Origin of the sequence: Flavobacterium psychrolimnae, from assembly GCF_003312425.1 — a bacterium.
Taxonomy (GTDB): Bacteria; Bacteroidota; Bacteroidia; order Flavobacteriales; family Flavobacteriaceae; genus Flavobacterium; species Flavobacterium psychrolimnae.
Genome location: NZ_QNUX01000003.1, coordinates 212,305 through 224,769 on the forward strand (window position 1 = coordinate 212,305; position 12,465 = coordinate 224,769).

Genomic DNA, 12,465 nt, shown 5'->3' on the forward strand with positions numbered 1-12,465 from the left:
CTTATTGTTTTAAAATTAATACCGACGGAACGCCGCTCAACCAATCACTTCTTGAATCTACAAGCGCTTTCCAACTTTCGAGACTGATCAGCATTAAATCCTGTTGCGCCAAAAATTCCTCTTTAATTATTTTATCGGTTATCAGACTTATATTATTTGGGTATTTTTGTTCCAAAGAATCAATAGCGCTGTTCATTACAAAATTAGTTGTAAGATGTCCATTCACATCCAAAATAACAATTTTAGCGTTATTATTGTACACTAATTTCTGAATATAATCGATTACAAAAGAATCTTCTGGACTGAAAATTGGAATAAAAACATGGTTTACATGCTGCAAATCTTTATCAATCAAAATTCCGATTGGCATTTTGGTTTTAGAAATAATCTGTCTGGTTCTTTCATCAAAAGGAGAGTTTTCGAACAAGCCTTCTTTCCCGGTAAATTTATCGATTAAACGATCTGGATTAATTATTCTGGTTGTAAAACCAATTACTTTTCCAAGAATGGTACCTTCAAATATTGATTTCCCCAGACCTATCAATAACAAATCATAATCGCCTTGATTGGCTACATCAGCAATCTCCGTTTCAATATCCATTGTTGCTTTAAAAATGGTAGTGATGTCCTGTTTCAGCAGTTGGGATTCTTCAACAATGGGATAAAAACTATTTTTTTCTTTGTCTTCCAAATTAAAAGTATGCACCTCATCACTCAAAGACAAATGCATCACGGTAATACTAGAGGTACTTTTCTGTTTTTTTATCAAACTATTGGCCAATCGCAATAACGATTTTCCTTTTTCATTATTTCCAAATGAAATTAAAATTCGGTATTTATTATGGTTTGTTGGTTCCAAAACTTCGACTCCATCTTTCGTTTTGAAGATGTAATTGATTAAATCTAAAGCAGGTCCCGTCATAAAAGTAGTGACCAACGCCATAATCACCATCATTGTAAACACTTCGGGAGTCAAAACTTTAAGCTCTAATCCAATATTTAAAACAATTAATTCCATCAAACCTCTAGTATTCATCAAAGCGCCAATTGTTAAACTGTCACGCCAACTTTGCCCCACAAATTTGGCTGCCAAGGCGCTTCCTAAAAATTTTCCAACTACAGCCACCAAAATAATAAAACCGGTAACTTTCCATAAATACGGGTCATTAAGAAGACCGATTTCTGTTTTTAAACCCGTGAATACGAAGAATAATGGCAGTAAAAGAATCAACGCCACATCCTCTACTTTTTCTATGAATATGGTTCTGAATTTTGGAACATCAGGCATAATTGCTCCCGCCATAAACGCTCCAAATAAGGCATGAATCCCAATCACTTCGGTAGCATACGATGAAATAATAAGCACCAGAAAAAAGATTGCCACAACCGGTTTGATAATAGTATCTTTTGAACCATATAAATCTCCAATTCGCTTTAGAAATGGCTTTACAATATAAATCATGGCGATAACATAAAGTACTGCCAACATAATGATGTATAAAGAACTAACGAAAGTTCCCGCTTTGACAATGGCAATTACCACCGCCAGAATACACCAAGCCGTAATATCATCGGCAGCAGCACAAGTAATGACAATCGCACCAAGTTTCGTTTTATGAATACCTCGTTCCTGCACGATTCTGGCCAAAACCGGAAATGCGGTGATACTCAACGCAATTCCCATAAACAAACTAAATGAAAGAAACTTTACACCTTCAGGAGCAAATCGATTGTACACAAAATATGCCAGTCCTATTCCAAGAGCAAACGGAATTACAATACTCGCATGACTGATGACTACCGCCTCGTTGGCTTTATTTTTCAGCACTTTCAAATCAAGTTCCATTCCGATGACGAACATAAAAAGGATTAATCCTATCTGACTTAAAAATTTTAAATTCCCTAAGGACTCAACGGGAAATAAAGCTAGAGAAAATTCCGGAAAATACAGTCCCAATAAAGACGGCCCGAGCACAATTCCCGCGATAATTTCTCCAATTACGGAGGGCTGTCCTATTTTCTTGAAAATCCAACCAAAAACGCGGGCGACAAGTATTATAGTTATGATTTGTGCCAAAAGAATAGCCAAAGGATCCTGAAAATTATGTTGCATCGAAGCTAGAAAATCGCCCCATGAACCTCTTCCACTTTCAGGTGTCACTATCGTTTCTGCCACTTCTAAATGTTTTCCTTTTGTTATAATCCAATACATTAAAGCAGTAAAACCGCCCGTTATCACCAAATAAAAAACTGTGTTTTTATAATTCTTCATATACTATTTTATATCCTCAGTCTCAACTGCGAACCATGACGATGAGAATTCAAATGTATCAATTATATCTCAAAAAAATATTTAATTGCAAATAAAATAAAGTTGCGTTAATATTGGCATTCACATCTAAAAAGTTTCCGTTAAAACAAATGATTTATAGCGGTTTTAACTACCTTTACCGCCGTTAAATAGGAAATATGATCAAGTGGTTCAGTTTAGGATTTTGGGAGTTAATAGCCCGAATTGTCCTTAGAAATAGAATTTTAATGTTATCCATTATTGTTGTGATAACAGCGCTTTTAGCTCTTCAATGGAAAAATATACATTTTACATTTACTGAAGCCAATTTATTACCGGATGATAATATTGTAAATATTGAGTACAACGCCTTTTTGAATAAATTTGGTGAAGAAGGAAATCTGGTCATTATCGGTGTAAAAGACAACGCCATATTTACGCCAAAAGCCTATGCTTCCTGGAGTAAAATGATGAATACGCTGAAAGGTGACAAAGCGGTTGATTTAGTTGTTTCGTTAAATGATTTAAAGAAATTACAAAAAAATGATTCGCTGGAAACCTTTGAACTGGTTCCTTTTGTGGATCAAAGCAAAACTGTTGACCCAGCTTATCTTCAAAAAATAAAAAAAGAATTATTCAATGATTTGCCATTTTACGAAGGATTGCTTTTCAACAAAAGATCCGGAAGCATACGTTCGGCCGTTTACATGGATAAGAAAATTGTAAACACGGCAGCCCGAAAAGATTTTGTCCTTGATAAATTGGTTCCAGCAGTCGAAACATTCGAAAAAGAAACTGGAATCGACCTGCGTGTTTCAGGAATGCCTTACATCCGAACGCTTAATGCAAAAACCATCACCGATGAAATCAGCATTTTCATTGGAGCTTCATTATTAGTCACTTCGCTGCTTTTCTTCTTCTTTTTTAGAAGTTTTAGAGCGACATTAATATCAATGATTATTGTTATTATTGGCGTGATGTGGTCGTTTGGATTTTTAGGATTATTGAATTACGAAATCACGGTTTTAACGGCTTTAGTTCCATCTTTAATCATCGTAATCGGGATTCCGAATTGTATTTTCCTGACCAATAAATACCATCAGGAATACAAAATTCACCACAATAAAGCCAAAGCCTTACAGCGTGTTACTACCAAAGTGGGAATGGCAACCTTAATGACGAATCTTACTACAGCCATTGGTTTTGCTACGTTTGTCGCTTCAAACAACCAATTGTTATTGGAATTTGGAGTAGTGACTTCCATCAATATCATGGCACTTTTCTTTTTGTGTATCATTGTCATCCCTATTTTTCATAGTTATATTCCCGCACCAAAAGAGCGTCACATTGAGCATTTAGACCGCAATTATGTGAAGGTTTTCATGGATTGGATTCTGAGAAACGTAAAATACAATCGATTTTCAATTTATGTTGTTTCCATTGTTTTACTTGTCATAAGCATTGTAGGAATCTATGAAATGCGTATTTCCGGTAGTTTGATTGAAGACATGCCGAAAAAAGAAGCGTTTTTTGAGGACATTGTTTTCTTCGAAAAAGAATTTGATGGTGTGATGCCACTGGAAATTATGATTGACACCAAACGCAAAAAAGGAGTCATGAAATTGTCTACGCTGAGGCGAATGGACGAACTGGAGGAAACCATTGACGAAATTCCGGAATTATCAAAACCTATTTCCATTGTGAATCTGGTAAAATATTCCAAACAGGCGTATTACAACGGAAACCCCGATTATTACGATTTACCAAGTTCACAAGAACAGTCGTTTATTTTGTCGTATGCTAAAAATGCGACGAAAAACTCGAAGGACAATCTAATGAAAAGTTACGTGGATTCCACGGGACAATTTGCCCGAATCACGACTTTCATGCGCGACGAAAACGGCGATAATATTGCCAAAATTGAAGCTGAGATTCGCAAGAAAGCCGATAAAATTTTCCCTCCAGATCAATATAAAGTCACTATCACCGGAAAAGCTTTGGTTTTCCAGAAAGGAACTGGTTACTTGCTGGACAACTTACTTTCGTCGCTGGCATTTGCTTTTTTCCTGACTGCACTTTTGATTGGTTTTATGTTCCGTTCGTTCAAAATGGTTTTGGTTTCCATCATTCCAAATTTACTGCCGTTAATGTTAACTGCAGGAATTATGGGCTTTCTGGACATTCCCCTGAAACCGTCGACAATATTGGTTTTCGGAATTGCGTTTGGACTTTCGGTGGATGACACTGTGAGATTCTTGTCTCAATACCGTGAGGAATTAAAGAAAAACAACTGGAAAATCCGCAAATCGGTTTACGCCACATTTACGGATGCCGGTTTGAGCATGTTCTATACTTCTATCGTATTGTTCTTTGGTTTTTCTGTATTTATGTTGTCCAGTTTTGGAGGTACAATAGCGCTTGGTGGATTAATTTCGTTGACATTATTGTTCGGAATGCTATCAAATTTGATGTTGCTGCCAGCTTTGGTACTGACATTGAATAAAACACTAGCCAACGAACAAGATTTTATAGAACCGAAAATTGACATCATCGAACCAAGTGATGCCGAAATTGATGATTTAGAAAAGAAAAAATTGGATAATTAAGAACTATTTCCTTTTAAAATATATTCTTTCCAATCCTGTCAGGTTTTTGTACCCTGAAAGGATTAGCTTTAAAATAAAACAGCTTTTTTTATGATCTGGGTTTATTAAGTCCTCGATCGTAAAGGACAATGCTTCCTGCAACAGATACATTTAAACTTTTTTCGGATTTGAATTTTACGAGGTAATGACATTTGGCAATGGCTGCTTTTGACAACCCGTTATCCTCGGCACCCAACAGATATACACATCGTCTTGGATGTTCAAAAGTTTCTAAATCAGTTGCGTTTTCATCTAATTCGACACCTACTAACCGCGCGCCTTTAGGCAAGTTTTTATAGAAATCCTCAAAAGTTTCATAATGAAAATAAGGGATGGACTTTACGGCATTATGCGTATCGCAAGCCTGCTTAGCATAGCGATTACCAATTGTAAAAATATAACTTGCGCCAAGATTTTGTGCTGTGCGCCATAATACACCCAAGTTCTCAGGAGTTTTACCGTTTTGAATTCCAATACCAAAATACTCTGTTACAAAATTGTCGTTCATGTGGCAAAAATACAAACTGTTAATAGTTTTGTCAAGTTTTTAATGTGTTTAAAATATCTTGTCTTTTTGTAATTATTTATTATTTCATTGAGACAGCACCTACTTTTGCTTGAAAACCTAAAATTCCACCATAACCTAGCCCCGATAGCAGCGGCTTCCTTTTACTTTTTTCTTTAAAAAGTAAAAGATATAGCGAATAGCGGGAAATAGCTCCTGATTACCCTATTTCTTACAATGACTTTTCAAACAAATCATTTATATTTGCAGTTCAGTTACAAGACAATTTTTAATATCAATTATATACATAAAATGAGACATACAAAAGTTAAAGACTTACTAAACAGCACAACAACGCTTCATGAAGTAAATGCAAAAGGATGGGTGAGAACTTTTAGAAACAATCAATTTATTGCCTTAAACGATGGCTCGACCATTGATAATATACAATGTGTTGTCGATTTTGAGAACACGCCAGACGAGACTTTGAAGAGAATTACGACTGGAGCAGCCATATCTGTGACAGGAACTTTGGTAGAAAGTAAAGGTGCCGGACAGAAATTTGAAATTCAGGTAGCTAAACTAGAAATCCTTGGAGATTCGGATGCGGAGAAGTTCCCGATACAACCTAAAAATAAACCGAGCTTGGATTTCTTGCGTGAAAATGCGCATTTAAGAGTTCGTACCAATATGTTTGGAGCGATTATGAGAGTGCGTTCGGTATTGTCGTATGCGGTTCACAGTTATTTTCAAGAGAAAGGTTTTGTGTATGTGAATACGCCAATCATAACGGGTTCGGATGCTGAAGGTGCCGGTGAAATGTTCAAAGTTACCGCTTTGCCATTTGACGGAACGCCAAGAACCGAAGACGGAAAAGTGAATTACAAAGAAGATTTCTTCGGGAAAGAAACGAATCTTACGGTTTCGGGACAATTGGAAGGAGAGACTTTTGCAATGGCTTTGGGTCAGATTTATACTTTTGGACCAACCTTTAGAGCTGAGAACTCGAATACTTCTCGTCACCTTGCGGAATTTTGGATGATTGAGCCGGAAGTGGCGTTCAATGATTTGAATGACAACATGGATTTGGCTGAAGATTTTATTCAGTATGTAATCAAATACACAATGGACAAATGTCCGGAAGATTTGAAATTCTTAGAAACGCGATTATTGGACGAAGAGAAATCAAAACCAGTTGCAGAAAGAAGTGAAATGGCTTTGCTTGACAAATTAAACTTTGTTTTAGAAAACAATTTCAAACGTGTTTCGTACACAGAAGCAATTGACATTTTAAGAGAATGTACGCCAAATAAAAAGAAAAAATTCAACTATATCATCAACGAATGGGGTGCTGATTTACAATCAGAGCATGAGCGTTATTTGGTGGAAAAACACTTTAAATGTCCGGTAATCTTGTTTGATTATCCAGCAAATATCAAAGCATTTTACATGCGTTTGAACGAAGACGGAAAAACAGTTCGCGCAATGGATATCCTTTTCCCTGGGATTGGAGAAATCGTAGGTGGTTCTCAAAGAGAGGAACGTTTTGATGTTTTGGTTGAAAAAATGAAAGCCTTAGGAATTGATGAAGAAGAATTATGGTGGTATCTTGATACCCGAAGATTTGGTTCAGCGGTTCACTCTGGTTTTGGACTTGGGTTCGAAAGATTGGTGTTATTTGTAACAGGAATGACAAACATTCGTGACGTAATTCCTTTCCCAAGAACGCCAATGAATGCAGAATTCTAAAAATTTGTTTCAAGTTTAAAGTTTAAGGTTGTTGAAAGTTCAGCAACTTTAAACTTTAAACCTTAAACTTTTAAACAATAAAAATGCTAAAGCAATTTCTAAATTTAAAATTATCACAGAAATTATCTCCACAGCAAATTCAGCTGATGAAGTTAATTCAATTGCCTACGCAAGCTTTCGAACAACGTTTATTGGAAGAAATGAACGAAAATCCAGCTTTGGAAGCTGGAAAAGAAGAAGATGAATACGAAAAGGATGAGTTCGAAAACGAAGATTATGACGATTATGACGATGCCGAATCAGAGCGTATTGACGCCGAAGACATCAACATTGACGAATATTTAAGCAACGACGAAACGCCAGATTATAAAACACAGGCTAACAATTACAGCGATGATGACGATGATCGCGAAACGCCTTTTGCAGCGCCGGTTAGTTTTCATCAGGATTTAATCAATCAGTTGAATACTTTTATTCTGAATGATGAGGAGCGTGAAATTGCAGAATTTCTTGTGGGAAGCATTGATGACATGGGTTATATTCGTCGCAGCGTTCCTGATATGGTAGACGACATGGCGTTTACACAAGGTATTTACACTGATGAAAAGATGGTGGAGAAAATGCTGCAGGTGATTCATGAACTCGAACCATCCGGCGTAGGAGCACGTGATTTGCAGGAATGCTTGTTGTTGCAATTAAAACACAAAACTCCAACGGAATACGTGGAATTAGCTACTGATATTATCGAAAATCAGTTTGATGCTTTTACCAAAAAACATTACGATAAACTGTTACAAAAATACAATGTTTCGAATGAGCAACTTAAAAAAGCCATTCACGAAATAGAAAAACTGAATCCAAAACCAGGCGGATCATTTACCGGAAACAATAAAGTTACGGAAAATGTAGTTCCTGATTTCGCCATCAGAATTGTTGATGGTGAGCTGGAACTGACCTTAAACGGACGAAATGCTCCTTCCCTACACGTTTCCAAAGATTATCAGGAAATGATGCAAACCTACAAAGATTCCCGTGATAAATCAGCGCAGCAAAAAGATGCGGTGCAGTTTATCAAACAAAAACTGGATTCGGCTAAATGGTTTATTGACGCTATTCGCCAACGTCAGGAAACGCTTTTTGTAACCATGAATGCGATTATGCATTATCAAGAAGAATATTTTCTGGACGGTGATGAAACCAAGTTAAAACCGATGATTCTGAAAGACATTGCCGATATGGTGGGTCTTGATATTTCTACAATTTCACGTGTTGCGAACAGCAAGTATGTGGAAACGCCTTATGGTACAAAACTGATTAAAGAATTCTTCTCGGAGTCGATGAAAAATGACCAAGGCGAAGATGTTTCTACACTGGAAATTAAAAAAATCCTTCAGAACACCATTGAGGAAGAAGACAAGAAAAAACCACTTCCGGACGATCAACTGGCCGAAATCCTTAAAGAAAAAGGCTATCCAATCGCAAGAAGAACGATTGCAAAATACAGAGAACAACTCGATATTCCGGTAGCGAGAATGAGAAAGAAGATGTAAGATTATTCATTTAAAATATTAAAAGGGGAAATTTGTTTGAAACAAATTTCCCCTTTTTTATGGAGCAAATTTTATTCTTATATAAAATTAAATATCACTAAATGTGGGTATTGTGTAAGGAGTTAAATAGATTGACCTTGCAGATTAGAAGTTATAAAAAAAACAAGTCATTAACGTAATAAGAACTAAATCACATTGAAAAATTGGTTTTTAGTAACTTTTAAATTACCTTTGAAATGAATATAAGGGAAGTCATTGCGTATAAAAATTACTTTGAAGATTTTCTTCTTGAACAACCAAAAAAAGTTCAGGATAAAATCTTTAAGATTATTGAAGCCATAGAAACCCTTGAAAGAGTTCCATCCAATTATTTAAAATCAATGGAAGGAACAAATGGACTTTATGAAGCAAGAATACAATTGGCTTCAAACATTTGGAGGGTTTTCTGTTTCTTTGACCATGGCAAACTTGTTATTTTACTGAACGGCTTTCAAAAGAAAACGCAAAAAACGCCTAAAAATGAGATTGATAAAGCCTTGCGTTTAATGAAACAATATTATCAAGAAAAATCAAATGGAAATGGAAACTAAAAGCTGGAAAGAAATTAAAGATAGTGTTTACGGAGAAAAAGGAACAGAGAGACGTGATGAATTAGAAAGAGACTTTGAAGGATTTAAAATTGGGTTGCAATTAAAGAAAGCACGTTTAGAAAAAAACTTAACGCAAAATGAACTTGCAGAACTTGTTGATAAAAAAAGAGAATACATTTCAAAAATCGAGAATAACGGAAGTAATCTTACCCTCAAAACCTTGTATGATATTGTAGAAAAGGGTTTTGGTGGAAAAGTAAAAATTCAAATTGAACTCTAACCATTTTACTAAAAAATTAAAAAAACCTTTTGGAGTTCTAAACTCTGAAAGTTTTTTTTTTAAAATTTTCAATACTTTTATATTTCAATCCAGTTCCAGCTCCCTTTCCTTCGGAAAGTCCCGAAGCGTCGGGAGGGAAGAGGATTTACTTCTCCTGATCTTTCCGCATCGCATGATAATATGCCGCACGACTCAACGGTTCGTATTCTTCTGTTTCTCCTAACATAACGAGTTTGTCATTGTCGGTTTTTCGGAAGCTATAATTAGCGAGATTGCCGGTGCGGGTACATACAGCGTGCACTTTAGTCACATATTCGGCAGTTGCCATTAATGCGGGCATGGGACCAAAAGGATTTCCCTTGAAATCCATATCTAATCCGGCAACAATTACCCGAATTCCCTGATTGGCCAAATCGTTGCAAATTTTGACAATTTCGTCATCAAAAAACTGCGCTTCGTCAATGCCTACAACATCACAACCTTGCGCCAAAATAGCAATATTTGCGGCAGCAGGAACAGGTGTGGAACGAATTTCGCTAGCATCATGTGACACTACCATTTCATCATCATAGCGCGTATCGATTGCCGGTTTAAAAATTTCGACTTTTTGCTTGGCAAACTGCGCTCTTTTCAAACGACGGATCAATTCTTCGGTTTTACCCGAAAACATGGAGCCACAAATGACTTCGATCCAACCAAATTGTTCTTTATGATTTACTGTATTTTCGAGAAACATTTTGTATTTTTCTGACTTAAAAAATGAATAGTTTTTATTACTTTGTAATAGACAAACCGACTTAAAAATTTTATACTTTTACGTCGTTTCAAAAGTATAAAATTTATATCAAATCGGAGATTTGCGAGCACTTATTTAAAAAAATAAAAATCGCGTACACAAAGAATCCCTTTTCTGGGGGCGATATAAAAGGTAATACAAAAACGCATCAAAAAAGCCCCGCCTAACACCCTATAATTTCAACAGTTATGAAAAAAAAATTGGAAGCCGATTTAATCAGCATTGCACACAGAATATTACAGCTAAAAAATAAATCTGATATCAATCAATTATATCTGGAAACACAGAAGTTATATGAAAAACTTTCTGTCTTACGATTTGTGGACGAACATTTTAGTGAAGCAAAACCAACTATTGGCATTACCGAAATTAGGAAAGAAATAGAAACTATTTTTGACACAACTGAGTCGGCTCAACAGGAAGCAGAAGCTTTAATTGAAGAAACTGTTGTAGAAGAAGTTGCTGAAACTACTTTAGAACAAACAGAAGAAACAACTCCTTCAGAGGAACAAGAAACTGTTACCATAGAGGAAGAGAGTGCTGTCGAAGAAGAGGAAACGGCAACTGAGGAAATCCAAGAGGAAGAAATTAGCATTGAAGAAACTGTTGCTGAAGATGCAGATGAAATGCCTTTGGAACAAATAGAAGAAGTAATTGATGCGAGTGAGAAAGACGAAGAAACTGTGGTAGAGCGAGAAATAGTTGCAGCCACGGAAATGGAAATAGAAGAAGAAACAGCGGAACCTGAAGCGCCTTTTGAACCTGCTTTTGAATTATCACAGGAAAAAGAAGTGCAGACCGAGTTGGAAATACCAAAGAAAACAGAAGCTGTCCAAATCTCTTTTGAAGATTTATTAGGTGGCAATTACCATGATACGCTTTTTGTAAAAAAACAGCAAGTTGACAATATTCCCACTGCAATAGTTATTGAAACCCCAAAAGAAGTGTTACCAACTGAAGAGCCAAAATTAGAAAATGTTCCAGCAGAATCTGCTGAAAAAACGGAACCAAAAATAGTTTCTTTGAACGATAAATTAGCCAAAGGAATCAACATCGATTTGAATGATCGTCTGGCGTTTATAAAACATCTTTTTGGTAACAGCAGTGAGGATTACAACCGCGTTTTAAGCCAACTTATCACGTTTGACACTTTCTACGAAACCCGAGATTTTGTTCAGGAAATGGTAAAACCAGATTACAACAATTGGGAAGGAAAACAAGATTACGAAGATCGTTTCATGGATATTATAGAGAAAAAATTCTTGTAATTATCCTGTAACTTTTTCTGAATATACATTTGAACAAATACAGATTTCAATAAAATTTGTATTTAATTACTTTATCTATGTCAAAATTATACATCGTTCCTACGCCTATTGGCAATCTTGAAGACATGACTTTTCGAGCCATTCGGATTCTTAAGGAAGTCGATTTGATTCTCGCCGAAGATACGCGCACGAGCGGAAAATTGTTAAAGCATTTCGAGATTGGCACCCACATGTACAGCCATCACATGCACAACGAACACAAAACAGTCGAGAATTTAATTTCTCGTTTAAAAGCTGGAGAAAATATCGCATTAATCTCGGATGCAGGGACACCTGCTATTTCGGACCCAGGCTTTTTATTAACCCGCGCTTGTGTTGAAAATGGAGTTGAAGTAGAATGTTTGCCTGGAGCAACAGCATTTGTTCCTGCATTAGTGAACAGTGGCTTGCCCAATGATAAATTTGTATTCGAAGGCTTTTTGCCTGACAAAAAAGGGAAACAAACCCGTTATTTGGCTTTAGCCGAAGAAACCAGAACGATGATTTTATATGTTTCACCGCATAAATTACTAAAAACTTTAGCGGAATTCATTACTTATTTTGGTGAAGACAGACCGATTTGTGTGTGCAGAGAATTATCAAAACTACATGAAGAAAATGTTAGAGGAACGGTACGAGAAGTTTTGACTCATTTTGAAAAAATAGCTCCCAGAGGAGAAATTGTTGTGGTTGTAGGTGGAAAACCAATAACAAAAGAACCTAAAAAATCTAAATTCTCAGCTGAAGAATAAT

10 protein-coding genes are annotated in these 12,465 nt (G+C 36.1%); 7 read left to right on the top strand and 3 right to left on the bottom strand.

What is annotated here, in order from left to right:
• Position 1: 1 nt before the first annotated feature.
• On the bottom strand, positions 2–2,272 hold the full coding sequence (locus tag DR980_RS04845) for a cation:proton antiporter (protein WP_113634122.1): 2,271 nt from the start codon (positions 2,270–2,272) through the stop codon (positions 2–4).
• A gap of 197 nt (positions 2,273–2,469) precedes the next feature.
• Between DR980_RS04845 and DR980_RS04850 the strand changes: the two genes are divergently transcribed.
• Complete coding sequence (locus DR980_RS04850) at positions 2,470–4,896, top strand: efflux RND transporter permease subunit (RefSeq protein WP_113634123.1); 2,427 nt, start codon at positions 2,470–2,472, stop codon at positions 4,894–4,896.
• Between the two features lie 88 nt (positions 4,897–4,984).
• Here the strand turns inward: DR980_RS04850 and DR980_RS04855 are convergent, their stop codons facing one another.
• A complete protein-coding gene (locus DR980_RS04855) occupies positions 4,985–5,443 on the bottom strand; it encodes an RNA methyltransferase (protein ID WP_113634124.1) in 459 nt (152 codons plus the stop codon).
• 309 nt (positions 5,444–5,752) lie between these two features.
• On the opposite strand from DR980_RS04855, the gene asnS reads away from it, so the two are divergent.
• The 4 genes from asnS (at position 5,753) to DR980_RS04875 (ending at position 9,609) form a co-directional block, all read left to right on the top strand.
• Positions 5,753–7,189 carry an asparagine--tRNA ligase gene (gene asnS, locus DR980_RS04860; protein ID WP_113634125.1) on the top strand — a complete coding sequence of 479 codons (1,437 nt, stop codon included), beginning with the start codon at positions 5,753–5,755 and terminating at the stop codon, positions 7,187–7,189.
• Between the two features lie 83 nt (positions 7,190–7,272).
• Entirely contained in the window at positions 7,273–8,739 is a 1,467-nt protein-coding gene (rpoN, locus tag DR980_RS04865) for an RNA polymerase factor sigma-54 (protein ID WP_113634126.1), read from the top strand.
• 236 nt (positions 8,740–8,975) lie between these two features.
• Positions 8,976–9,329, top strand: a complete 354-nt coding sequence (locus DR980_RS04870) for a type II toxin-antitoxin system RelE/ParE family toxin (RefSeq protein WP_113634127.1) — start codon at positions 8,976–8,978, stop codon at positions 9,327–9,329.
• Positions 9,319–9,609 (top strand): helix-turn-helix domain-containing protein, encoded by a 291-nt coding sequence (locus DR980_RS04875; protein ID WP_113634225.1) that lies wholly within the window; start codon positions 9,319–9,321, stop codon positions 9,607–9,609. The genes DR980_RS04870 and DR980_RS04875 overlap by 11 nt, the downstream gene beginning before the upstream one ends.
• Positions 9,610–9,754: 145 nt before the next feature.
• On the opposite strand, the gene DR980_RS04880 is transcribed toward DR980_RS04875, so the two are convergent.
• Positions 9,755–10,345, bottom strand: coding sequence for a thymidine kinase (locus DR980_RS04880; RefSeq protein ID WP_113634128.1), 591 nt, complete (start codon positions 10,343–10,345; stop codon positions 9,755–9,757).
• Between the two features lie 248 nt (positions 10,346–10,593).
• Between DR980_RS04880 and DR980_RS04885 the strand changes: the two genes are divergently transcribed.
• Complete coding sequence (locus DR980_RS04885) at positions 10,594–11,673, top strand: hypothetical protein (protein WP_113634129.1); 1,080 nt, start codon at positions 10,594–10,596, stop codon at positions 11,671–11,673.
• 77 nt (positions 11,674–11,750) lie between these two features.
• Entirely contained in the window at positions 11,751–12,464 is a 714-nt protein-coding gene (gene rsmI / locus DR980_RS04890) for a 16S rRNA (cytidine(1402)-2'-O)-methyltransferase (protein WP_113634130.1), read from the top strand.
• Position 12,465 lies beyond the last annotated feature (1 nt).

Excerpts from the sequence above, each read along its gene's own strand:
- DR980_RS04845 (WP_113634122.1), bottom strand. The coding sequence starts at position 2,272 with ATGAAGAATTATAAAAACACAGTTTTTTATTTGGTGATAACGGGCGGT.
- DR980_RS04850 (WP_113634123.1), top strand. The coding sequence starts at position 2,470 with ATGATCAAGTGGTTCAGTTTAGGATTTTGGGAGTTAATAGCCCGAATT.
- DR980_RS04855 (WP_113634124.1), bottom strand. The coding sequence starts at position 5,443 with ATGAACGACAATTTTGTAACAGAGTATTTTGGTATTGGAATTCAAAAC.
- asnS (WP_113634125.1), top strand. The coding sequence starts at position 5,753 with ATGAGACATACAAAAGTTAAAGACTTACTAAACAGCACAACAACGCTT.
- rpoN (WP_113634126.1), top strand. The coding sequence starts at position 7,273 with ATGCTAAAGCAATTTCTAAATTTAAAATTATCACAGAAATTATCTCCA.
- DR980_RS04870 (WP_113634127.1), top strand. The coding sequence starts at position 8,976 with ATGAATATAAGGGAAGTCATTGCGTATAAAAATTACTTTGAAGATTTT.
- DR980_RS04875 (WP_113634225.1), top strand. The coding sequence starts at position 9,319 with ATGGAAACTAAAAGCTGGAAAGAAATTAAAGATAGTGTTTACGGAGAA.
- DR980_RS04880 (WP_113634128.1), bottom strand. The coding sequence starts at position 10,345 with ATGTTTCTCGAAAATACAGTAAATCATAAAGAACAATTTGGTTGGATC.
- DR980_RS04885 (WP_113634129.1), top strand. The coding sequence starts at position 10,594 with ATGAAAAAAAAATTGGAAGCCGATTTAATCAGCATTGCACACAGAATA.
- rsmI (WP_113634130.1), top strand. The coding sequence starts at position 11,751 with ATGTCAAAATTATACATCGTTCCTACGCCTATTGGCAATCTTGAAGAC.